This window comes from Moritella dasanensis ArB 0140 (assembly GCF_000276805.1).
GTDB lineage: Bacteria > Pseudomonadota > Gammaproteobacteria > Enterobacterales > Moritellaceae > Moritella > Moritella dasanensis.
The window spans coordinates 16,580-42,719 of the sequence record NZ_AKXQ01000009.1; the positions used below are offsets into that span (position 1 = coordinate 16,580).

Annotated in this window: 15 protein-coding genes and 1 pseudogene; 1 reads left to right on the plus strand and 15 read right to left on the minus strand. The window is 35.9% G+C overall.

Annotation, left to right across the window (positions count from 1 at the left end):
• Positions 1-13 precede the first annotated feature (13 nt).
• The 11 genes and pseudogenes from dpdJ to queE all read right to left on the minus strand — a co-directional run bounded on the left by dpdJ (position 14) and on the right by queE (position 20,036).
• Positions 14-4,483 (minus strand): protein DpdJ, encoded by a 4,470-nt coding sequence (gene dpdJ, locus A923_RS0109050; RefSeq protein ID WP_017221348.1) that lies wholly within the window; start codon positions 4,481-4,483, stop codon positions 14-16.
• Positions 4,476-5,228 (minus strand): hypothetical protein, encoded by a 753-nt coding sequence (locus tag A923_RS0109055; RefSeq protein ID WP_017221349.1) that lies wholly within the window; start codon positions 5,226-5,228, stop codon positions 4,476-4,478. The genes dpdJ and A923_RS0109055 overlap by 8 nt, the downstream gene beginning before the upstream one ends.
• On the minus strand, positions 5,218-8,460 hold the full coding sequence (gene dpdH / locus A923_RS0109060) for a protein DpdH (protein WP_017221350.1): 3,243 nt from the start codon (positions 8,458-8,460) through the stop codon (positions 5,218-5,220). The genes A923_RS0109055 and dpdH overlap by 11 nt, the downstream gene beginning before the upstream one ends.
• A 2-nt stretch (positions 8,461-8,462) precedes the next feature.
• Positions 8,463-9,404, minus strand: a complete 942-nt coding sequence (gene dpdG / locus A923_RS0109065; RefSeq protein WP_017221351.1) for a protein DpdG — start codon at positions 9,402-9,404, stop codon at positions 8,463-8,465.
• A 2-nt stretch (positions 9,405-9,406) separates the two neighbouring features.
• A complete protein-coding gene (gene dpdF, locus A923_RS0109070; protein WP_017221352.1) occupies positions 9,407-11,887 on the minus strand; it encodes a protein DpdF in 2,481 nt (826 codons plus the stop codon).
• Between the two features lie 2 nt (positions 11,888-11,889).
• Positions 11,890-15,024 carry a protein DpdE gene (gene dpdE, locus A923_RS0109075; protein WP_017221353.1) on the minus strand — a complete coding sequence of 1,045 codons (3,135 nt, stop codon included), beginning with the start codon at positions 15,022-15,024 and terminating at the stop codon, positions 11,890-11,892.
• 230 nt (positions 15,025-15,254) lie between these two features.
• Positions 15,255-15,637: pseudogene (locus A923_RS22765) on the minus strand (integrase core domain-containing protein); the annotation flags it as partial.
• Positions 15,638-15,810: 173 nt separating this feature from the next.
• Positions 15,811-17,001, minus strand: a complete 1,191-nt coding sequence (locus A923_RS0109085; protein ID WP_017221355.1) for a DGQHR domain-containing protein — start codon at positions 16,999-17,001, stop codon at positions 15,811-15,813.
• On the minus strand, positions 17,002-18,393 hold the full coding sequence (gene dpdA / locus A923_RS23225; protein ID WP_017221356.1) for a tRNA-guanine transglycosylase DpdA: 1,392 nt from the start codon (positions 18,391-18,393) through the stop codon (positions 17,002-17,004).
• A gap of 31 nt (positions 18,394-18,424) precedes the next feature.
• Complete coding sequence (locus A923_RS22160) at positions 18,425-19,366, minus strand: DUF6884 domain-containing protein (protein WP_033197591.1); 942 nt, start codon at positions 19,364-19,366, stop codon at positions 18,425-18,427.
• Position 19,367: 1 nt separating this feature from the next.
• A complete protein-coding gene (gene queE, locus A923_RS0109100; RefSeq protein WP_017221358.1) occupies positions 19,368-20,036 on the minus strand; it encodes a 7-carboxy-7-deazaguanine synthase QueE in 669 nt (222 codons plus the stop codon).
• A 67-nt stretch (positions 20,037-20,103) separates the two neighbouring features.
• Between queE and queC the strand changes: the two genes are divergently transcribed.
• Positions 20,104-20,796: a 7-cyano-7-deazaguanine synthase QueC gene (queC, locus tag A923_RS0109105; protein ID WP_017221359.1), complete on the plus strand. Its 693-nt coding sequence runs from the start codon at positions 20,104-20,106 to the stop codon at positions 20,794-20,796.
• Between the two features lie 68 nt (positions 20,797-20,864).
• On the opposite strand, the gene A923_RS0109110 is transcribed toward queC, so the two are convergent.
• From A923_RS0109110 to A923_RS0109125, 4 genes are all read right to left on the minus strand, one after another.
• Positions 20,865-21,737, minus strand: a complete 873-nt coding sequence (locus tag A923_RS0109110) for a 6-carboxytetrahydropterin synthase (RefSeq protein ID WP_017221360.1) — start codon at positions 21,735-21,737, stop codon at positions 20,865-20,867.
• A 55-nt stretch (positions 21,738-21,792) separates the two neighbouring features.
• Positions 21,793-22,446 (minus strand): GTP cyclohydrolase I FolE, encoded by a 654-nt coding sequence (folE, locus tag A923_RS0109115; protein ID WP_237716198.1) that lies wholly within the window; start codon positions 22,444-22,446, stop codon positions 21,793-21,795.
• A 382-nt stretch (positions 22,447-22,828) separates the two neighbouring features.
• The gene (locus tag A923_RS0109120; protein WP_017221362.1) at positions 22,829-25,180 is read right to left on the minus strand and encodes a TOTE conflict system archaeo-eukaryotic primase domain-containing protein; all 2,352 of its coding nucleotides are present in this window, start codon (positions 25,178-25,180) and stop codon (positions 22,829-22,831) included.
• A gap of 346 nt (positions 25,181-25,526) precedes the next feature.
• Positions 25,527-26,102, minus strand: coding sequence for a hypothetical protein (locus A923_RS0109125; protein ID WP_017221363.1), 576 nt, complete (start codon positions 26,100-26,102; stop codon positions 25,527-25,529).
• Positions 26,103-26,140: the final 38 nt, after the last annotated feature.

Below are 26,140 nucleotides of genomic sequence, written 5' to 3' on the forward strand. Positions count from 1 at the left end.
GTATGCGAAATTGTCATTGGATGATCTCCGATATTTCAATACTCAATTCAATGATTCCTATTGACTGCTTTAACAATGAAACTCTGGGATAAATAAGTAGCCCCCCCATATCTATTACCATAGTATTAATAATAGCTAGGATTGCACCAATTTTATTTCGACCACGACTTGAAATAGACAATACACATCGTCCGTCATCTGTCAGGAACGATTCAACCTTTTCTTCCCATCCTGCTTTATAAACAACCTTAATTGCATCAGTAGCTAAAATACTAGAGAGTAACAACCTCTCAGTTCGAACTTGCTTCGAATTAAATCGATTATAATTATCCAAACGACTTTGGCGAATTTGGTTACCGCGAGGCCACAAAAGACTCAAAATTGAATTACGATAAGAACTTAATTGCATTGCTCCTTTATGGTGTCTTTTAGCCAGTATATGAGAAATAATACTGAGTGGAATCTCCATCCCCATTTTGTCTTCAATACCACGCCATTCAGATAATAGGTTAGATAAAAATTCATCGTGTTCCTGGTTACTACCAGGCTTAAACACGCGGGTATGTAGCATCGTATTCCAAGTATGGGAGGTAAATACCCCTGTATTAGAAACCACTTTATTTAAAATATCATGTGACTCAACTCTTTGCTTATAACCTATAGAAGTCCGTAGTTGCTCAAACGCACTTGCTAGCTCTGGTTTTTTCTTTTTCTCATTGAGTAAATAATACAAATCGAAATCTACTTGTTCATTTTCATCAGCATCAAATATCCGACTAAATTGCATCATGACACTCAGCGGATCATCAATATAAACATCTTTAAAGCGACTGATGATGCCCACACCACCTATTTCAGACTCAGTTAGCCAAATATTAAGTTTATCATTACTCCAATAATGATCGACTACGACACTCCCATCGTTTACATCTGGCAAAACTTGAACAATCAAGTTTGCCATAGCACCAGATATTGTTGATCCGAGAACCTCTTTTATCCAATCCATATATTCAGAGTTTGATTCGTTATGGTTTACAGCACTGAGTGCTTGCTGTATTTCTTGAATGCCTTCACGACTTTCAAAATAGTTTTTTAACTTTTCCTGCAACTCCTGATCTTTAAAAATTGATTTACCAGAAGCATCATCTTCATGGCTCTCTTTCATGTTAAACACTTCAGAGGGGATACTATGTAGTAGTCTTAATCCAGAAGATGTAGACAATTCATTTACCGCTTCATTCAAGGTCTGATTGTTTTCTTCCATAAGGATAACGAGTACCGCTGTAACACACTCAAAAACCCACTTTGCAAAGAAAAAATTGTTCTTATAAACTTCATTTGAAACAAAAGAATCTTCAAGATACGAAAATCTTAAAGCTGAAGAATTATTATCAAATGACGCCATATTCTTTCGTTGTACGTCATCAATATCGAATACAACTTTTATACCATCAACAAAAAGACGAGTACCAATAGCAACAGGTCTGCTATCTAGTGTCCAGTTGAATGTCGTTAAAGATGTTTCTTTACTATTCCTGAATTTAATTTCCGAATCTGCTCCGGTTGTATATCTAATCACTTCAACGGGGTTTATTTCATCATGCATGAAAAATTTCATCTGAGAAATAATATTAACCCAATCACAGTTCTGAGGAATGCGCATATTTTCGCCTCGATCATAAGGTGTTCTAAAATCAGAACACCATCGAAGGAAGGAGTTACTTGTTGGAGATAAGTTATAGTTTATTCTTGGGTCATTATGAAACTTTTTGTCACTTGGAATTCGCTGAGTTTTCACTTTAATAGGATGATATACGTCCACTTCTTGATCATTTTCATCGAGAACTTTTGTAATGTATTGTTGATGTTCCTTCTGGTAGAAAGCTTCTTCTATATCAAAATTAATACTGGTATGAATGCCAGGAGATGGTTTAAACCCTTCAGGCACTAACCAATCAGTATCGCTTTCGTTATCTACAGCAAAACGCTTGGACACTCTTCCAGGAGAAAATTCTTTTAAGCCCTGAAATAAATCCATATTTTCTCCTTCAGAACAGGGGTTATCAAACCTTCCCCTTTCTAAAATTAAATATAACGATGGGGTATGAAGCTCACTAAATAAGTTAGGCGGAATAAACTCTGGCATTGGGTGTCTTATATCTTTGATTAACCCTGCCCACTCTTCACCATTTACCGCCCAGTTAGTTTCAAGTTTATGGAGTAAACTAGGAAGAAAATCCATCATGACTGAACGTGGCGAGGACCATAACACTTGCTTCAGAGTTGTATCATCAATACTTAAGGCGTCTTTTAAATACCTTTCAATGCCACTATTATCTACCTCTAACCATCTATAAACTATCAGTTTTATTTTTTTTAACCGAGGAAGATTTTGTTTAGGGTCTGATAAAGTACGCCAGACATGTATATGAGGAATTAATATACTTAAATAGTCAATGATAGCAACGTTAGCCTGCATTTTTTGTATATGCGAATTTTCAACTGGTAGTTTGAACGACTTAACTTTAGGGCTAATCAAACGTTCATATTGCTGAAAAGTAACTCGATCCCGACCATAATCGGAAAGTATCGTGTACATCCAAGGTCTCATGCCTCTTTTACGACCCGCACGACCTTTTCTTTGCAGGTAAGATGCCATGTTCCTTGGCGCTTTATGCTGAATCACAGCTCCAACTTTCGGATCATTAAATCCGACTTCAAGTGATGCCGTTGCAACAACAATCTCAGAGCTATTGTTTACACCTGAATCTTGGCTAGAAGTTCTAGCTACATTTCCCCGAGATTGGGCACTCATATCGTGGCCAATTTTTGTAACTGCTCCCCACTCTAATCCAAGATTCCTTCTTTCCTCTTTTTTTTGCGGGCGCATATAATCAGAATGAATAACACTTCTCAAATAGGCTAAAGAAGGTTTGTTTTTGGGATACCCTGGAGAATACCACCCTTCAGCATCATAGAGTTGACTATACATTCGATTGATCACGTCTAGATTGTCAGTGAAAACAAAAGTTTTCTCACCAAATATACCATCAGACAAATTTAAGTTGGCACCTTTTAATGGATCTAACATCCGACTTGCAAGCATGGTAGCCTGAATTGTTGTTGATAAAAGAGCTGATTGAGAAACAGGATCTCCTTTAAGGGTAAGCATATATTCAGCCCCCTCTTCTTCCATTTCACTTTCTTTAGGTTCAATTAGGTCAACATCTTTTTTCTTTGTGCTTGTTAAGTCACCAAAGAATTGCTGAGCGTCATCTAGCGTTGCAGAGAGACCAACAAAGTGTGGGGCATTATTTGAGCGCTTCATCCAACGCTTTAATAAATATGATACTTGAGCACCACTACTTCCTTCATAAGTATGGACTTCATCCATTAATACAATCGGAATTGTATACCCAGTTTTAACACCAAAAAGATGGTTGTAAAAATTATCACTTAACCTTTGATTCAGCATTTCAGTTGTGGTGAATAATATATCTGGTGGATTAAATCGTTGAGACTGTCGAGTTAACCCAATTTCTCCCTCATCAATAATATTCAAACACGTTTCACACTGAAGATGGTTTTTTGCTTTTTTAAAATGTAACTTCCCACCACAACTATTGAAGGGGCAAGATAATGTATTAAACAATTTATTGTCTTCACAACTTTTATCAAAGGTATTTCCAAAATACGTTCCTATACGAATTTTTCGACAACCACGTTGTTGCAAAAATGAATCTAACTTTCTAACTTCGGAATAAGTTTCAGAAAATTGATCTTTAAGCAGTTCATTTCGCGGGTAAATTGCTAGAATTCTGACTCTTGGAGTACTGTCTGTAAGTAATTGAGAAGCAAGTTGTGTCACTGCTGGCAGATAAAAGGATAGCGTCTTGCCGCTACCTGTTCCTGAGCATATTATCGATGCCGTAGGGGTAAATTGTTTTTTCAAATGCTGATCGTATTTTTCTAAAATACGTTCTGTTGCTCTTGATTGAAATCCAGCTAGCTTAAATTTATGTTCACCATTAGTCAGCAACAGATCAATAATCTCTGATTGAACTTGATTAATGCTGCCTTTCGATTTCAATAGCTCTATTAACTTTTCAGAAGGTTCTGAACGAGATGGATATCGACGAGGGCGTCGGAGGAAACGAAAGTCTGAGACCAAAGTTTTAGTTTTATGTAACTCTTGCCCATGGAACCACTGCCTTGATGAAACTTGTAACCTTACCGTCTCAGCCATCCTTGAGCGATATAGTTTGGCATTATATTCTCCTTCAACTTGGAAAATAAAACAAACTCGAAGCATCTCTTCAATAATTTCACTCGCACTGTCAAATACTCCGATATGCTTAGTTATGATATCTAGCAACTCACTTTCTGTATGGGAGACATCGGTGTCTCCCCATGAAAGCAACTTTGTTTCTCTCTCTTCAAGTTCATCAAGACATTTTAGCATTATTGTTTTTATATCAGACATTTGGTGTCACCATAAATTGACTTAACATGTCATTTTCTTTTAACCAAATGAACACTTCTTCAGTTAATAAATCCAGTGTTGGGCGTGTAAATCGATAATTATTCACTGAATCAAAGAATTTTTGTACCGGTTGAGGTAAGTTATCTTTTTTCATCTGACCTTGTAAATCAGATAATTGACCTATAACTTTTTTTAAGCTTTGTAGTTGCTTATCATCAAAAATAAAATGTTTTTTTTCTTGATGAAAAAGTTCTAACAAAGACTTATATTTATTGTAAAGCTCATTATCTTTATATATTTTCTTCTGATTTTCTAAAATTAATTCTGGTACAACAAAATCTTTCTGTTTAATTGAAATCCAATCAGCCCAGCATAAATCGTGATACGCAGAAAACTTTTTTGTGCTTTTTTTCACACTATCTTGTAAATTAAACAAATTATTATTACTATCTTGCAATGATTTATCTTTAAATTCATCCCAAGCTTGTCGAGATAAAGTAGATAGCTCTAGTAAATAAGGCAGTTCTTGGAAAACTTCTGATTCAGAATATAAGTGTTCACCAGGTTCATCATCTAAGGATCTAATCAGTTGGCTTTTTTTCACCTCTTTCTTTAGACATGTGGATATATCATTCAAGCGTCCCGCAATTGTAGAGTAACTATCGACAACTGAAATGTTTTTCTCAAGTTCTTTATAATTATTAATTTCTGTTTGCAATAAATGAACATTGGACTTAAAGGTCATTAGAAACCTCCTCTTTAACTTCCAATTCTCCAATTGCTGAATCGATCACATCAAAATACAGCTCGATATTTGATTTATACTCATTCATCTTATCACCGCCATTATCAATATTACTCCGCTGTAATTTTAGCAAAGCGGAAGACTTAACATTATTAAAATCTTCCAAAACGACTAACCATTGCTTAAGTTTTTCACCATTTATTTTATATAATGCACGTAATTCTTCAATTTCATCATCTGCATTAACAAACTTACGAGAGTTTTCAATTATTGACCATTCATAGTTTTCTTTTAACTTATTTATGTGATTTTTAGCTTTTCTTATAGTTAATGATCCAGGCATCATCTCTGGTGGAATAGAGCTATATACATCATCAAGAACCTGAAGTTGTTCTTGCGCATCATCAGTGTTAACAAAATCTTGTGTTGCCTTAAATAGGACCATTAAATAATCGGATATGTCTGTTTTAGCGCTTCTAAACAACCGTCTTTGTTCGGCTGATAATACTTGTTCTTTATGCGCTTTTGAGTCTTTTAAGTATTTAAAAAACAAAGGAGCATCAACACCAACTTCTCCTCCACCAGATGAAGGAGAGTAAGAGACCCTCATTAACCACTGCTCCCTTATCTCATCCCAGTCTTTAAGTAGTTGCTGTTGAAGTTGAGCAAAATCACTGTTGATGGGTACTGGTAACTTATCAGCGATATGTAAGCTTTTTTGAATAAATAGATTTAGATAATCCTTAATATCGTCCTTAAACCCTAATGCAATAGATAAACTCTTCTGCTTCGCTAATAACTTAGGCGTTTCGATTCTAACGTGATTCAAACAAAGCTTGATTGCACTTGGGATCCAAGCCGAGAAAAACTCCATATAGTACGAATAATCATCAAATCCTTGAGGATAGTTCCAACCATTACCTTTTTTCTTATGGTAATCGTAACGAACGATTGCGATTATTTGTTTTTTTAGTTTAAAGGATTCATCACTATCGTTGAGTTGACCCTCTTTACAAATAGAAACTACCTCTAAATCTATCGATGCAACAGATTTAGGGATGTAAATATTATATCGAGCACCTTTTAATGCAAAGTCGAACAGTGATTTATTCCCCCCCCATTTGTTTGTACTCACAAGACCGTAATGTGACAAAGTTGCATCATTATTCAATACTTCTAGTAAATGTTTCCGGATATCATTCGAAGTAACAGCATCTAACCTAGTTTTATTGTTAAACCAGTCATTAATTTTTATTTCTAATAATTCAGTTTCACTACAGACACATTCAGTCTTACTTTTACCGCAGCTATTACATTTTGGTAAAACTTTGCAGATACAACCTGATAATAGATTTGAACACTCAGGGCATTTGGACTCAACTGTACCACAAACACACTCATCTAATTTTTCTGAGCATTTCGTGCATCGCTCAACAATTACCGCTAATTCGTTAAATTTATCAGAGGGTAGGTTAAAAGCTTCAACCTGATTCGTTGTAATGCTATCTTTTATTTCATTAAAGCTCTGTCTCACACCATAAGATGATGCATAAATAGTTAAGAAACTATTTAAACGATTACGCATAGGCTTATCAAAGGTATTGCTCATCGACCAATCTCTAATAGAGTCTGGGCATATAGCTTGGAATTTATCTGTAAAGTTAGTCGATGGGTAGATACCACCTTGAAAATCAGAGTGATTGTCCCGTAAAATGGGAATAAGGAGCTCTTTTATCACAATTCGAGGATTAAATTTACTGCTACCTTTCCTATATACTTTGAGCTTTGCCAAATTACTTATGGCGGTTCTATTGAAGGGAAATAAAGGCGTGCTATTAGATGTATATCCAAAATCTGATAGTGTATTTTCATCATGTTCAGACAATTCTTCAGACCATGACCAGATCGGAACAGATGTATTGCCTTTAAGGTAATGAGACTCTATTACCTCAATGCCAAGACGAGCGGCATTTAAATAGCGACCACAAAAATCTACAACAAGATCAATGTCGTTAGTAGTAGACTCTATCTTACGCAAGTCTTCATCCGTCGGTATACGCCACTCAAACGTCGAGCGTGTAAGTATAGTTTCTCGACGCTTCAGGTATGTCTCTTGCTCTGTTGTCGTTGCTATTACAGACTTTAATGGACACAGTTCTTGCTTACCATCATAGATATCTTCTTGGAGTAAACTGTCTAACAGAACATCATCAATTGCTGAGATTGCAGCTAAATCTTCGACAAGAATAACCAAAGTTCTATCTTCATCTTTTAAGGCGCGTCGAATATCTATAAATAAATCTTGAAATGAACCATTATTAAATGTAAATAAATGCTTAAAAACAAGCTTAGTGGTGTCATTAACGGCCTGATTAATAATCTCTACAGACATCTTGGCACGAGGTTCATTTTCAAAATCATTTGACGTAAAAAAGCGTAAGGCTTCAAAAGCTTTACGTGCATCACGACTAAGTTCATCTAATTCAAACGAATTATTCTTACTAACATTAATGTCATCAACCGAAACAGAGTAGACAGCATCATACACTTCAGAGTAACTTTTAGACTGGCTTAATCTCTCAATAGTATTTGTTATAGGCTTCGAGTCGCCGGTAAAGAAGCTTTTAAATACTGGATCAGAGAAACAAATTTTTAAATTCTTTGCAATATTAGATTTATCTTTAAACTTCTGAGCTTGAGTGAGGTCTTTGTTCTTTTTTGCATCTTTAGCTTTATGTTCCGAATCTTCTCTAATAACTTTAAAGGATTCTTGTAAATAGGTATAAAATAGCCCTGTAATCAATTCTTGCGAAATTTTAGAACCAACGGACATAATACCTTGGCGAACTTGCTCAAAAGCCTCACCTTCTAACCCATTCAATAACCGAGTTAGAACTTGTACCATTGTCGCATTCTTTGGAATACGAACAATATGCCACTTTTCATCTTTTACGATTTGTTCAAGTTCTAATTTAGCATGCAACCAACGCACTAAATGTGACTTTCCTCCTCCAGACTCACCTACAATAGGAATTGGTCTCTTGGTATTTAATAAATGCGTTAAAAGATCGTGCTCTGTTTTTTCTAGTGGTTGCGGATCAACAAACGTCGTGCTCACCAACCTCATTGGAGTATGTACAGCAAGAAGTAAAGCATCACTTAACTCCTCAGCCTCACTATAGATACATGATTTAACATTTTGAAGAGCAGGCCAATAATTTTTGATGCTCATGATTAACCCTCTAAATACTGAATATTGCTGATAATTTTTTCCATTCCGTTAGGTAATGTTAAGTAATATCTGTTTTTACTGTCCGAACCTAAATCACAAACGATTCTACGTTCACGGCAAAGCCTTTCAATAGCAATACTTAAACTTGCTGATAACCGAATACCTTTATCCGGCGACCAATCATCAACATCACGAATCATTTTATCTTCAACAAGTAAACGATATTCTCCTTCATCAAACACGGGCAAACAGGCATTTAATCTCGATAAAAACTCACCAAAGTACAAAGGCTTCTTGTCTTTAAAAATGTCAGGTAAAAATATTCTTATAGCTCGCGTAGGATCAACGAAGTACTTTCGTTTATCAATTTGCTCCAAAAAACCTAATAAATATGCATATGAAAAAAAGAAAGGACGTTCATTAGAGTTTAATGACATTGCATTATTTACTAAATCATCAGCAACTAACTTCTCTACTAGTTCACCAGCTTTTTTCCCATCTAATATTTGTTGGCCAACAAAGGTTATTTCATCAATACATAAAAATAATGTTAAAAACCTTAAAAATGGTTCAATATCATTACCATTCAATAAATCATACTCTTTACTCGCAATCAGTTTTAATAAGCGTTTAGGTAATTGATCTGAATTATCAAGTATTGAATGACTCTTGACGCCCTCCTTGGAAACGTCCCACAACCCATTCGCCCCCCAAAATGCCAATGTTTCCCTTACTTTTTTTTCTGGATTAACTAGACGCTTAAAAGAACCACTGTCATCTTTTTCATCGCCTTCGAAGAGATTATTCGGCGCTGTAATCAATATAAGTTTATCTTCTGGGAGATATTTATCCGGGTTCTTCAGTGAGAACTGAGTAATTGTTCTATCTAACAAATACAAAGCCTCAATATTACTTCCTTTAGCTGCATTGTTTATTATGGACATTATTAAGCCCCTACTTTATTCATAAAATTAATTAAGGAAATTGAATCGCTTGCAGCTTCCCACCAGCGTCTATGGAAACTTTTTGGTTCTTTTAACTCTTCATTTGCAAAAAAATAATTATAACCAGTGTAAAAAAAGGGTAAATCTGCGGTTCCTTGCTCTTTATCATCAATAATTACGACCGAATAACGGTTTGATAACTCTTCATCCTCTTCGAAATCTTTAATTGAGATCCAAGCCCAAAAATACGGCAGGCCAACCGGGTGTTGCTTGTGAACTAATTCTGTTATCGATTTGGAGCAAACAATACCGCTTACTTTCCTTTTGTTATGTAATGCAATGAAAGCCTCGGCTATTAACTCTTTTGATTTATTATCATTTTTAAAATAAATGTGTTCGATCTCATCATGCTTTGAGTGACCCAAACCAATAAGAGATGTTTGATGCCCTACCGATGATTTCATGTACATTTTACCTTTTTCACGGCATTCAGGGCAGCTGCCGCATGCATAACTTGGTTTAATACCGTCTAGTTCATAAAACTGATACAAAAGTTGACACAATGAACCTGGTGACGATGAAAATAACCAACTCTCAAAAACAGATAAACCTTCTTTTTGATATAGCATTTCTAACTGTCTTTGTTTCTCAACAACATCCTGCCAATATGTTTGTTCCCACTCTTGCTCATCAATAATTTTTACTGTGATTGAATTATGGTAGTTAGCCCAAAATATTTCCGACTCAATCTTATCTTCAGGTATGTCCGATGGAACCGGATTAAATAGCAACTCTATCAATCCACTTCTTTGCATGAGAAGTAATGTTAGAACGTTCCATTTTGTTGAGCTGTCCGTTTGTCTATTTAAACGCTCAGGTGACACCCTCAGATCTACCTGATAATAACGATATTCAGAACCTTGATGAATTTGTTTACCGTGCTTCTTCATTAACGCCCAGCGTTCATGACCTACATCAACCGTAATAATTGCATCTCGGTTTAGACCACGAGCTTCTTCTAATTGACCTTTGTGGTACACAATTTCGCAATATGAAGCAAGTCCGTCACGACCCGCACGGCCAATTTCTTGATAATATCGGTCAAGGTTTTCAGGAATAGATGCGTGAATAACTGTTCGAATGTCTCCTTTATCCATTCCAACGCCAAATGCCGATGTCGCAACAATAATATCGAGATCATTATTTTTCCATTGCTTGAGAATCAACTCCCTACCTTCTATATCAGTTTCACCGGTAAATGCTTTACACCGTGTAACACCGAGGCTGATTAACTTTTCCATAATGTCAGTACTTTGTTCTATCAAAGATGTATAAACAATCATCGGTTTAGGGCAGTGGGTGATCTTATTGATCACCGTATCCATATGATTTTCTTTAGACACTTCTTTTTTGGCTATAAACATTTCTTGTCTTAGAAAAGAGCCGTTATAAATAATAGGTGCATTACCCTCAGCGCAGAACAGTTTCTTAACCGTGTTTAGATTTCTATTTGTAAATGTTGCCGACATAAGAATCGTTTTAATCGAGTGTCCCGATTCGCGTTTTAAAGACAAAATCAATGGGCCTACTCGTTGAAATTCTGGTCTAAACCCAGCCCCCCAAGTATCGATCAGATGAGCTTCGTCGATGACTATATTCGCGATCATGCGTTTTTTTGACTGTCTAAACAATAAAGGCAATAAACTTTTAGTTAATGATTCTGGAGAGACAAAAAGAACACGTTGTTGGCCGGAGTCAATTTGTAAACGAATATTGTCTTTATCCGATTTATTCAAGCCACTGTGCCAGCAATATCCTTTAACCGTTTGAGCATCAGAAAGATCCAAGAATTCTTTTGCACGTTGACCCTGTTCAATAGCTAAAGCTATCGTTGGAACAACTACAATAGTTAATTGATGATTTTCTGAAAATAGAGCACAAGAGTGAGCAACAAAAGTCTTACCGCACCCTGTAGGAAGGTTCACGACGATAGTACTACCAGGCTCAGATAGGAGTGTGGTTCTTACAGCTTCTCTTTGAGCATTACTGGTATAATGGGTATATTTTCCTTTTAACTTGTGTGATAAAGCTGGATCGATTTCTACTTTTTCAGTTTTTCGTTTTTCTCTAAGCTTATAAACATCAAATAACTCAGGATAATCGACTGCAATATCTTTGTGCAACACAAGAGCATTACGGGCCGCATCGAATGATAATCCTAAATCTTGTGCAAACTTAATCTGTTCTATTGATGGCTTAAAAAATAGATTTAATGATGGCTTCTCTTCAAAAAGTCGCCAAGCAAACAAACAGTCCTTTGCCAACATCCAAAATTCATAAAGAGTAACATTTGGATCTTGCATCGCAGTTTGTAGACGTTGCGTATACTGACTTTCAGGAAAGTCTAATAACTGCTGGCAAATTTTGGTGATGCTAGATTGAGGAAGTATCTCTGATAATTTTATCTTATTACATCCAAGCAAGATTAATTCCCCACCAATAAGATAGCTTGTAAAGATAACAACTGGCTTGAGACTTTATTTAAATCAATTGTCGGGTTTTGATCTTTATATTTACGTTCTTGTTCTATCTGACTTTGCTCACAGACAGCATCAATTGACTGTTCCCATACAGGTTGGGTATATGTTTGCTCTACAAATTCCCATAGATCTACAACATCTTGACCATTTTTTTCTATTGAGATATTTTTGTCGCTATAACTAATTACTGTGCCAGCAGCATCGACTTTAGTTTGCTTTTTAGAATATGGAGCACCTATGAGAAAACTCAATACACCTTCTGAAATAATTTGTCCATTTGATTGGTAGAGTGTTTCAGCAATCATGGGTTTTGCAACACTGTCATCTCGTATTTGATTTGGTACTAACTCATCTTCACAATATGTAGATATCCATTGTGTTTTGAATATCAGTTTAGGTTCAATAGGTGCTTGCACCATTCTGATAAACGCACTGCTGATACCGTAAGCTAATTCACTAGTAAGTCTGTAAATTGCATCAACAAATGGTTGGCCTAAGCGGAATGGGTAAGCGCCAGATTCAGCGCATAAAGTTCGCTCAAAAGACATTTGGTGAGTTTTCGGATTTGCGAATGTTGAATTATCAAAGTCTAATCCAATGATACAATGCTTAATTAAATTACTGACGTTGACCCTAGTTTTTTCATGCACAAATGACATCGTAAATGTGTTTGGTAAGTCTCCATTTTTCATGGTGAATAACAATCCATTACTTATCCAATTAGACAAATCAGTAGAAGATATTTCAAACCTTTCATCCTCTGATGTCATTCTTTCGGAGAATTTAATAGACGAGCGAACGTCGAGAGTATCTTTGTCCATTGTATCTTGTAGTTCAAGTTTTCTTAACTCAGTATTCACCAGTCCATTAAGACTATTTAAAGCTATTGTCATTTCCTTAAGGTGTTGAGGTCCAAACTCCCATACAGATGTCCACGACTTACCTAAAAACTGGTCAATGGGTTCTTGAATACTTGCTCGATACTTTCCAAATGTACCGATTCCATCACACAACACTTTGGCCCAACCATTATAAAATCCCTCCCTCTCAGGTAGCATAATCATATTCTGAACGGGATGTACTCCTTTGCTTTGTGCACAGTAACGGTTCAATCGGCCATTGCGTTGTTCAATTCTATTTAGCTCTAAAGGCAATGAATAATGAATTGCCAACCTTATCTTTCCCTGCAAGTTCAACCCATCTTCACCATGTTGATCACAAACCAAAATTCTAATCTTTTCCTCGCTGGTGAACCTAGGAGCTAAACCAGGTTCGTGTCGTTCGACTTCCCATTCGAATACTGTTGATAACGTTTTAAAAACGTTATCTGCAACAGAAATTGCACCACAGAAAACAACTATTTTACCCAATGAATGTTTTTCTTTCCAGCCGATGATCCCCTTAATTAAAGCCTCATCTTTTGCAATTTGCTCACTTTTGGATACGTTCAGCATCTCCAACCAGTAATCACGTTCCTCTTCGGACAATGATGTTGTTAAAGCATCCAATTTAATTTTTTCCGCAAAGTACTCAGGACTTAACATTAAAGCTTCGATCCAGGAAAGGTAGGTTTCTCGTGTCAATACAGGTGACTTTAATGACACCTTCATCCCTCTTAAATCATCAAGTTGCTGATCAAGTAGAACTCTTGATAAAGGAAGATTCCAACTCATTGTAGTTAGAGGCGCTAAGCCAGGAAATAAATGTTCTATATTGCTATTATCAAAGTGACCATTACTAGAATCACGGCGGTTTCTAAGCATGCGAAAGTTGGTTGTATAGTAATCTCCAAAGTATGCTCTGAGATCTAAAACAGCTTTTTTTCTTTGTGATAAATCCACGTCTTCATCATTAAAAAAGTCAACAAAAGGCTTCGCGAGTTCGATTAAAGACTCCAATTTACTATCATTCAAATTAAGTTCTTCAATCCCTTCTAACGCACTTTCAATATCATCATCTTCCATTTCGGGGTCTAAACTACGATAAAGTGAAACGTATTCAGCCTGGTTATGAGTTTGTTCTATAAATCGCTCAACAGACATTTCATTTAAAGCGTATTTTTTAGGCTCAAGGCAGTGGAGCATGGCAAGGTAATCTCTTTCTTTACCAACTAAAGGTGTACCTGATAACAGTAATGAGCAGATAGCAGAGTCCGATATTTCTGCTATCGCATCAAACACAAACCGATCAATCACTCCTCCATCCCAAGCTAACTTAGACAAGTGATGAGCTTCATCAACTATGACCATACTTGCTTTGCCAATTTGACTAGACAGTTTTGTAATATCTTTATATTCACCAATATAGATAATTTGGTCTTCATCAAAGTTATCACCTAATGAGTCTGAAACTAAACCCAAAATATCACCAAGATGAAACCTTGATTCCAATTCTTTTTTCCATTGTTTCATCAATGCAGGAGGAGTTAGAACAAACACTTTTGCATCTCGACCGTAATCTGTTACGTGATGCCTTAAAATCAAGCCCGCTTCAATAGTTTTACCTAAACCAACTTCATCACACAAAAGATACTTTTGTTTGTTATCGCTGAGGACACGACTGACTACAGCTAATTGATGGCTTTCAAGCTCAACAGCGCTACCAAGCAAAGCTGGAATTGATTCACATGCAATGCGTTGTTCAATATATGAATTGAAAAATTTATTTCGCATATCGGTAAGTATTGGAGAAACAGTGCACTTTTCCTTTAAAAAGTCCTGAGCAATTATAGCTGAATGATTATTAATATTAGGGACATAAACGTCTTCGATATCAAACACATCTGAATGGCTGGAATTAAATTTTACCAAAATTTGGTTATTTGGCCTTGCACCATCATAGAAGCCTTGTTTCCAGCGTTGATTTACTCCAAACCGGCAAAAAACAATTGATTGTAATTGAAGTTCCGCTATCCGTAATTCATTAACATTAACAGTAATAGTCCGCTCTGATGAGTTTTGAGGAGAATGGAAAAAAGCAATGTCGACTTCTTTTTTCTGTATATTAACTGAAGCAATTTTTCCAACCCCTGAAAAAGCCATATGACTTTGAACCAAAGAACCTACTTTTACTGAACTCATAATTAACCTGCTAAACTTTATAAAGTTGAAACTGCTATTTAATGGGTATTTACTGAACCTATTTAAACCAAATCACATTTTCGTGCTCTCTAAGTGCTGAACGATATTTATCGTATTCCTCAGCAGTATCCATCTTCGCAACTACACCACCATAAACATTTTATCTTTCTTGAAAATATTTTGAGGTGTTTTTAAATTACATTAAAACCTGGTACATCTATCTGTAGTGGTCAACTGATTTTGGCCACGGTTTTGTGTTTTAACCAGTATCTTCGTTCTGATTCATTCGGAGTTAAACCACCGTTGTATTGATGTGGCCTAACTTGGCTGTAATATCCTGTTATGTAATTCGTAATAGCTAGCTTTTCTTCATCTATTTGAATACCCTTTTTTGGCATCCATTCCGTTTTAAAGCTTCTAAAGAAGCGTTCCATTGGACTATTATCCCAACAATTACCACGTCGACTCATGCTTTGTTTTATCTGATAACACCATAGCTTTTGACGGAACTGCCTGCTTGTATAATGGCAATCTTGATCTGAGTGTACATTACGCCTTTGGGTTTACCTCGGGATTCAAATACCATTGCTAGTGCTTTACTCGTCAAGGACGATCAGGCTAGTGAAATATAGCCCATAATCGTCTACCGACCTATTTTTAATAGATATTAAGTAATTGTAATATAAATAGTTATTTCAAAGTATTTCGTTTGTCAATTTTTTGATAAATACGTAATAAAAAAGCCGATTACTGTAAGTAACCGGCTTAATATCAAAGTAATCCTATTTATTTAAAAATAAATGGATACACTTTTTTGTATCCTTTTTGATTTTCGTACACTTTTAGCACATGCGTAGCAAGTAATTGCTTTTCAGATGTTGTATTTTGAAAGTCATTCCATCTACGATTGTAACTTAAATATTCATCATTTGAGAACTCTGGGTAATCATCATTTTTAGTAATCCCGAGTTTCCATGTCCCAGAGCTAAAATGACAGTGGTCTTTGATTATTTCAAGTTCACCTTTGAAAAATTCAGCACTCGGGATACCAGAATGTAACTTTTTAAACTCTCTTATCATATGACGACATAACAATGAGAAAGCAATAATCGTAGTACCATGAATAATGTAGGTATTAGACATATTTCGTGATTTTTTATTCCAATCATCACTAAATACATCAGTTACAGCGTGCCAAAAATTAACTACGATCTCAGCAAATAATAAACGAGTTTCAGGATTCAAGTCTTGATATACACGAACACCGATGACACTTAACACCTGTCGCTCAACATTCGAGATAAACTCAGTGATTGAAGATTCTGCAATCAACCCTTCTTTATTTCCGTTTGACTTTATCAGTCCATGCAATGGCGAATTATGATTACGGAAGCCTAACTCTTCAGACATTGATAATGGAAATGCTTTTTCAGCTAACGCCGGTGGTTTATAGATATCATCATATAAAGCCAATGCATTAAGCTGTACATTAGTTAATGGTCGACCTAAATTTAATATCAAAAATTGCTGGATATAGTCTTTTTCATCTTCAGAGATAAATACAGAAATAGGTAATGGATAAGATTCATGAAAACTATTTTTTACACCACCACTACGCTGTTGACCATCGACGATAGCGCCTGGTAACAAGTCTGATGGAAGTTCAGGATCATAAGGCACTAATAGATGCCCAAAACTACTGCCATTTATTATAGGTTCAAATGTTACCGTTTTATCAAAACCAACAACAAGGTTAGCTAAAATGGTCGCATTAGTAGATTCAACATAATCAGTAATACCTGCAATATGTTTTGGAATTTCAGAACGTTGATAGCCTTGGATATACTCACCCTCACGGGTTATATGTACGATTTTGGCAATATTACGAACTTTTTTTCCTTCAACCCAACCAGTATAAACGGTAACACCATTAACTTCTTTTTGAATTGCTTCAATTCTTAAAACTTGCATTACCATTTAATTACAACCTTCATTATCATTAACTTGTTTTAACATGATTGTTTTAAATTCAGTTATAACCGACAAATTGTGAATACCACGGCGGCGGTTAGTTTGATTACTTCTGAAAATGATATTCATAACGCCTTTATCGCAAATACCACATGAACAATGCATCCACAATTTATCTTTAAGGAAAGTCTTATAATGTTCCATTTCTCTAGCTAGTTTATTTTTTTCAACTTGGCTAAGAAGTGGATTTAGATATTTAGGATTTGTTATTTTTTCATATGCTTTAAATGCTTTAAATGCATGTTCAAAATCCAAACTGCCAGATTCGTACGCAATCAATTTTTCAATGCAATCAACTTCTAATCTCTTAACACACTCGTTCATTGATAATGCAGTATTAGACAAATCAATATCAAACTCGTCATCTGCACTCATCTGAGCAACAACAGCTTTCATTAAATGTCGAGACGACTCAATCAGGTTCTGTACATTTGTATGATCACATTGACGTATTCGAGCTGATAAGCTCTCTTCAACCTTACTAGTTATATGATTAAGATCATAATATTTACCACCCTTAATGCCCTGCATCAAAGGTGATGTACTGTCTGCACTTGTTACGCCGAATTTGATATAGGAATCAATGTTTTCAAAGCGACAGATACCCAGTAAATGAAATTGAGTGTCTGGATGTTTTTCACGAGACAATACTTCAAGTAAAGCCAGTAAATCAGGCGTCTTTGACTTGATCATACCTCCGATAGTAATACGGCGGTATCCTATTGCTTCTAACTCTTTAACAGAGCGGACAAATGAGTCTACGCTATAACCATGAGCTACACCGTAAGCTTCAAATGAACACGTTTGAGAGCGTTCATAAAATTCTTTTGCATTATTAAGAGTGATTGCAATGCGACGTTCAGATTCTGCTATGTCCGCATGCGGTAGTTTACCTAGCGCTTCATCATCTTTAGCATATGGAAATACGATGTGATCCAGCGAAATACCGTAATCAAACTTACCTCGTTCATAAAATTCAATCAGTTCATTAATTGAAAATGGAGGTTCAAATTCACCAACATAATCAAAAGCACCACAATCCCCCATCAACTTTATATCTTGATGTTGTGGCTCATTTAATCGTAAAAACTCTCGAGCACCACCAAAATAAAAATCTTCCGTTAGCTCTTGTTCGTAATATTTCCCTTTCTTCTGCATTGTGCCTACAGCAGCCAAAGATACTAGCATTCCGTCATATGCTTTTTTCTTTAATATCTCATGCGGATATGCACCATCGTCATACTGACGATAATGCTTAGTTCTTGTATTCGTAATACCATTAAATTCAGGGTCTACGAAATCTTTATTATCAGGGAAGTAAAAATCAAACTGTTTCACTATGAACTCTTTATTTCAATTAGGGGTTACTTTATTTAGATTCAATAACTTGTTTATATAATTTCGCAAAGCGTGTATCTAAACAAGCATTTCCATCTGAATGATATTGCTTAAATGTCTTAGCTTTTGACAACTTAGCGTCAGTGATTAATGCATTTTGGATATACTTAACAATATAGTCATCATCGCGAGAGGTTCTTTTAACCTGTTTTTGTACTTTAATGCTATCTATTTTATCATTAATTTCTTTTCTAATCTTTGAAAATGGAGCATTATTCTTCGAATATAAAAAAGCGAAATATGTCGCGACTGCGACTGTCGTTGTTCTATCGGTTATTTTTTTTCCATCAGGTGCAATCTCTGCCAACTGCTTTACTGTAGAGCTCGACTCGATACAAAATGGTCGTAGTAAATCATCACAATCTGCCAATGAAGATGTAACAATAACAAGCTGCTCTGATGGGTTTGATAAAAAAGGAACCGCTTGTGTCAGGTCTTTTTTAATCGCTTTAAAGTAATCATTACCACAACAAATGATAAATTTATCATTACTATATTTAGTAAATAATTCTTTAAAACTACTGTTGTTTTCAAATTGTTTATGGACCTCATCCCACCATTCATTTAATGGCGCCGGTATTGAATTTCCCGTGTTGCCAGATGGACGAGCAAATGTAGCGTCATAACTCGGTAATTCAATTGAACTATCAATTAGTCCAAAACCAGCTGAGATAACCATAAGATTCATATTACAGCTAATAGATGCGTCTAACGCCATTTTCCATGCAACGCCTCTATAGAGATCTTTAGCTTCAAACCTTGGAGAAGGGACCCTATTAACATTATCTTTCCAAAGAGATACTAACTCTTTCGTAGATGATGCATTGACTAAAGCACTTCCTAATTGATGAAAAGGACTCGCTTTCGTTTTTTTTAGTGCTGAGCAGGTCGTTATAAAATGAGTTTTATTCATATTAATCTATAAAAATATATTTATGCATTTGTACTGACAATTTCCAATTCCGTTCAATACACACTTTTATTGCAAGTTCTGTTGCACGTTTTTGCTGGGAAATAGGCTGAAGACACATGACTTTATTTGTAATATCCACGTCTCTGATCAGAATATCTAACTCTTCAACATGCTTTTCCATTGCTACAACATGTTTTATTTCATTCGCCCGAATTAAAGCACTTTGCAACACAGGTAACTTACCTTTCATTTCTATTTTAGGCGATACAGTTACCCAAGTACTCGCCGTTGCTTTCACGACTGAAGTACCCGATGTTTCAATTTGGCAAAAATACCCTGATTCTTCCAACTCACTTGTTAATGGTATGAGATCATACAAGCATGGTTCACCACCAGATATAACAATATGTTTTGCTATGAATTTATTTTTTTGTATGGTTTTGATAAACTCATTAGCAGTAAAATAAGCCCAGTGAGGTTTATCGTTACATGGTTTATTTACAATATCTTGCTGAACTTGCATATCAGGGTCAACAATCCAAGTTTGTTTCGTATCACACCATGCGCAACCAACATCACAACCTTGTAATCGAATGAAAATGACGGGATAACCTGTAAAGTGGCCCTCCCCTTGTACTGTTTCAAAAATTTCATTTACTGGATACTTCATCTATACACCTGTATATTATTACAGTTAACGAATTAACTGTATCATATTATTTTAAAAGGACATACTAATGTCAAATAAAGCGGTCCTAGTTTTTAGCGGTGGTCAAGATAGCACCACATGTTTAATCCAAGCCTTAGAAAAATACGATTCTGTTGATTGTATTACGTTTAATTACGGCCAACGACATAGCGAAGAAATTGAGGTTGCAAAAAAAGCCACCGCTCATTTCAATGTGGCTAACCACAAGATTATAGACGTCAGTCTTTTAAACGAGTTAGCGATTAGTTCTCTAACTCGTGATGATATAGCGGTATCACATGAATTGATGGATAACGGTTTACCAAATTCATTTGTACCTGGACGTAATATACTATTTATGACCCTTGCAAGTATCTACGCATATCAAGTAGGCGCTAAAACAGTTATCACAGGTGTATGTGAAACCGATTTTTCAGGCTACCCAGATTGCAGAGATGAGTTTATTAAGTCGATTAATCAATCATGTAATTTAGGGATGGATAAAGAATTTACCTTCGAAACACCACTAATGTGGCTAAATAAAGCTGAAACTTGGGCTTTAGCTGATTATTACAACCAACTAGAATTTGTAAAAGAGCACTCTCTGACTTGCTACAATGGGGTTATTGGCTCTGGATGTGGTGATTGCCCTTCATGTGACTTACGCAGTAAAGGATTAGCGCAATATCTAGCAAATAAAGATAAGTATCAAGCATCATTAAAAGATAAAACCGAACTTTAATACTAATATCGGTAATACAAAGGCTGATGATATAAAATCTACGTCCATATCATCAGCCACTTTATTGATTAACTACTTATTGCACCTTTTCCAATACCTTCATAAGCATGAACTTTCACATTATCTAGATCATGTAATTGGGCAATTTTATCTGCAACGTAATCAGAAATATTCTCAATAGTGGTATCAACAGGTAATATCTCTACTTCATTTTTCAGAATAGCAAGATCAAACTTACCTTGTGGTGCAATATAGGAGAAGATTACATATTCACCATTAATCTGTTTATGTGCTGTTTGCGATAATGAGACCATCTCCAAATCAACAACGTCTTCTTCGGTACCTAAATAAATATTTTCCCATCGCTCACACCACAACTCTTCGAGATGTGCTTGTCGCTCTGATTTTTGGAATATTTTGATGCGACTACGGTGTCCATGAACAATACGTTGGCAATTACCATAATGCTTTTTCAATCCATGTGAATATCTAAAACTAGCCCCGTCGATAACTTCATGATGTAAGTTAAGCTCTATTGACGTTACGTTAGGTGGTAATTGAGTTAATATTTTTTCTTCTAAATATTGCTTAATCGCATCTTTAGTTATCTCATCTGTATCCATAAACACAAATGCTTGTTTAGGGCTGTTTAAGAACACATGTTTGCTATCAGCATAGCTAAAGTCAATTTGCTGATTAACGCCTAAATCATTAACTTTAAGACCTGTATTATGAGAAGGAATAACCAATTTATGATCAACCTCATCATCAATTATTTTCTTAATCGCTTTTTTTACTAAACCAAAATCGAAAATCATAGATTCGTCATTTAGGTTTCCACCTAAAATTAAATCTACATTAAAACTTTCACCAGTAATTCCTTTTTCTGATGTTAATAGTGAACAATCAATAACGGTAAGGTTATCTACAAATAGATGCATTCGGTATTCCTAAACAAGAAAATAATATTAATTAGAGAGTTAGTCAAAGTGACGATTATGCTTTATAACTTAAAAATTCAGCCCTTGTTTCGGGTCGAGATTTAAAAACACCACCTAAAGACTTTGTTGTTGTATAGCTTGATGAGTCCATAATACCACGTGACTTAACACAATAATGAGTAGCATTAATAGAAACTGCAACATCTTTCGATTTCAATAATACTTGCAGTGCAACAAGTATTTGTTGAGTTAAACGTTCTTGAACTTGTGGCCGTTGCGAAAAAAACTGCACAATACGGTTGATTTTAGATAAACCAATCACCCTAGCTCTAGGAATATATGCCACTGTAGCAAAGCCATCAATTGTCACAAAATGATGTTCGCAAGTACTCGTTAATGCTATATCAGAAACCTTAACCATTTCGTCAATTTGCATTTTATTTTCTATGGTCGTAATTTTAGGAAAAGATTGGTAATCGAGTCCTGAAAATATCTCATTAACATACATTTTTGAAATTCGATGAGGCGTTTCAGTTAAGCTATCATCTGTAAGGTCTAGACCTAATAATTTAAGTATTTCAACAAAGTGGTTTTCAATTCCGTCTTTTTTTTGCGTTGAGGTTAAAAAGGATGGATTCGCCATCGGTGTTTCAAGACCACTTTTAATTAACTCATCTCTGACTAAAATTGCTTCATTAGATAAGCAAATCATAATAATTCTCAATACTAAAACGGAATTAATAATACCATTATATTAGCTAGAGTAACAAGGTCGTTCATTAGAGGAGTAACTTAGATAGGTCAGAGCGACCACAAGGTAATGGTTTACTCCGTCCATTTGGACGGCACATCAAAAAAGATCCCATTATCTACGGTATTCCCCCTATACCGACCTTTTACTTGGCCCGCTTCGCGAATTGATACCAGTCCCCTTCTTTTGACTCAATACTTTGTATTAATTTTTTCGAACTGTTGTGGCTTAATGTAGATATAAACAAAGAAGAGACAAAATTAACTTAGCTAATATTAAAAACAAAAAACCTGCTAGTAAAAGCCTATCCAATTAACACACCAAAGTGAGCGGTCGCAAGTTATTTAGAACTACAAATCTCATATCCCATGGTTTTATAGCTCTTACTTCTTTTATTGAACATCCGCTTTAACATTGGCAGTTCAGTATCAACATAGTCATAGATGACAGTGTCAAATTTACCTTCCGATTGTCGATGTATACGTCCTGCATATTGTGTAAGTGAGCCCTTCCAAGATATCGGCATTGTCAGAAATAATGTATCTAGGCGTGGTAGATCAAAGCCTTCACCAATGTACTTACCTGTCGCCACTATCACTTGAGCATGTTTTAATTTTTCATTCGCATCATCCCGCTCTTTTGCTCTCATAGCACCTCGAAGAATAACAGCGCTCAGTTTATTGGCTTCCAATGCATTTAATAATACTTGGGCATGCTCTCTTCTTTCCGTTAAAAGGAGTGGGTTACGGCCTGCATTAACGGCGTCTATTACGTCACTAATAATTTGTTGGTTTCTTTCGTCATTTTCCATGATCCATTGATAGACAGAAGCGATATGCGGTCTTTTATCTGTGTCAGTGAGTTCAGAGGGCGGCAGACTTTCTACTTGTTTTATATGGGCCGTCTGAGTAAAGTTTTTGCCATGGTCTGAAATTACTTTATGCCTTACAGGGCCAGCTATCATGAACATTATTTTTTGATGTCCGTCTTGTCGATCTGGTGTCGCTGTTAGTCCATGCACATATTTGGCGTTTATTTCATTGATCACCATTTCATATCGAGGTGCTGAAATATGGTGGCATTCATCAATAATAACTTGGCCATATTCTCGGGTTAATGCTGATATTGAGTTGTCGCGTTTATCAATGAGACTTTGATAAGTTGCTATGTCTACCTGCCCTGTCGGATTTTTCTTCCCACCACCATACACACCAACATCAATACCTGAAGTAAATGACAGGATCCGCTCTTTCCACTGGTCTAGCAGTTGCCTGCTGTGGGTTAAGATAAGTGTATTTACTTTTCGCTTGGTAATTAAGCCAATAGCGGCAACCGTTTTTCCAAAAGCCGTTGGCGCGTGTAAAATCCCCGTGTCATGAGAAGCCATGACATCGACAGCATTCTGCTGTTCACCTCTCAATGTACCAAGGAATTTGATTTGATTTAACGGTTGTCCATTGGTTCTTTGTTCATTGAAAGTAACGCTAATTTCTTGATGTGTTAAAAGTGAGCTCACATCATCTAGACAGCCCCTTGGAAGAGATAAATAGCCATTTTCAATATGAGCACAGCTAATATACCGTGGGATACCATGAGTAGAAAAGCGCATCGCCTGGGTTTTAAAAAATGCTGGATTTGAAAAGCTCGCAATACGCTTTAGACTAGTGAGCAAAGGACTGGGCAATGAATCAGTTGGTATATAAATATGGTTCGCTAATGTGACTTCTATGGTCGCAGGGCAATGAGGTACAAGACTATTGAGGTTTGACTTACTTGTTGTATCCCAAGGGTCTGTGAGTTCAAATGCTTCTTTTTTACTTACTGGTTGGTAAGAACCGATAAGTTTGAGTACTTGATTCAGTGAGAAACGTTTTATATTCGCCAAGAAGTCCCATTGGTCAGGGTATGGCATTAATTGTTCATCCACAAACAAGCTGAACCCTTTATGTCTTGCGTTCAATTGCAGAGGGAGCGCAATCAGATTTCCAAAACCGCCACTGGGCATCGTATCCTGATTGGGAAACAATCGGTCATAAGACTCAAAAGAAAGCGAAGGTTGAATATCCATGGCTTTATCTAATATGTAAAAGCCAAGCTGTCGAATAATTTTGGCTGGTATAGACTCGGAGAAAAACACCCATAAATGCGCGCCATTGCCAGAACGTGAGATTTCAATTGCATGAGGAATTTCATGAGTCGAACATGCTTTGGATACAGCTTGAATGGATTCTCGCCAATCCGACTTATCAAAATCAATAGCCAGTAGATGGGAATGACTATCCTTGCAGAGAGGGTAAAGTCCGATGACTATTTTACCTGAAAGGTGGTCATAAATGGTTTGCTTAGTGATTGGCTTAAATTGCTGGTTTGGGCATTCTCCGCACTTTACTTTAGGCTTTGCGCATACCCCATTTTTCCATTCGTTATCACAAGCTAAACCGTAACCATTTCTACCCTTTGCGTTTTCCCATCTTGTGGCATAAATATCATTCCGCCCTTTAAATAGGCCTGCAAATATTTCAACCTTTTGTTCAGGAGTCATTGGACTACAGGTTGATGATTGATACTGTTGTTTTAGCAATGTTTGTCTATCAGCTAAAAGTTTCTGTTTTTCAACTTCAATTTGTTGAAGACGAATATCTATAGCTTTTAACTCAGTCAACAGATGAGCTTGATCCGTGATAACTGACAAATGAAGTACCTCAATAAAATCATAACCTAAGTATAAGATAATAAAGAAATTATGCAGGATTCCCGTAGTTATCAGGATAAATGATACGTTTTAGGCACATGTAGCCAAGGTGATTGATCCTAAGACTAGATCACCTAAGACTAGATCACACCTAAGACTAGTTCACAACCTAAGACTAGATCACAACCTAAGACTAGATCACAAAGACTAGATTTTGGACAAGAGCTTGATAGAGTTATGGCACTAACAAGATTCATGAGCATTAGGAGCAGTATGGCTAAATTGATATTAATGCTACTTAAGCGGAACATAGCCAACTGTTATTTTAGTTTAAAGCTCTTATATGTTAGGCATGTTTGGTTTGAACCCAATGTTTAGTATTCTTACTTGATCTGCAAATCTTATTGCTTTTAACTAATTCGTTAACTGCTTTAGTGAAAACAGGCTTTGATATATTCAATGAGCTCTGAATGTCAAATAGGCCCGTAGGCTCATTGAGCATGTTAAAGATCTTTTTTTCAATAAGCTCTGAATTTGGTTCTTTTACAATATGACAAACTACATTTGATGTCTTGACGCTTTGATTAAATGACACTATTCTGCTTTTTGCTCCCAATAAATCACATTGGAATTTAAAGGCATTAATCAAATCAAGATCATCAGAATATAATATAAATTCTATAGTTTGCTTTTCAATTTTGGAAACTGTGGCCAACACCCTTGATAAGTAAGAAATTATATAAAAATCAGCTTGGTTTGCTCCTTCTGGATACTCAGATAAACAAAGGTAAAGTTTTTGCTCTGAATACAATTGGATCGATTCAACTCTAGAAAAGACTAATACTTTGTCAATAATATTGGCGTCAATTGCTTCAAGTCCTTTAAACCCAACATTTTCTGCATCAACAAAAATAATTTTCATAAAACTCCATGCACGAATATATGTCTAACGCTTGCATA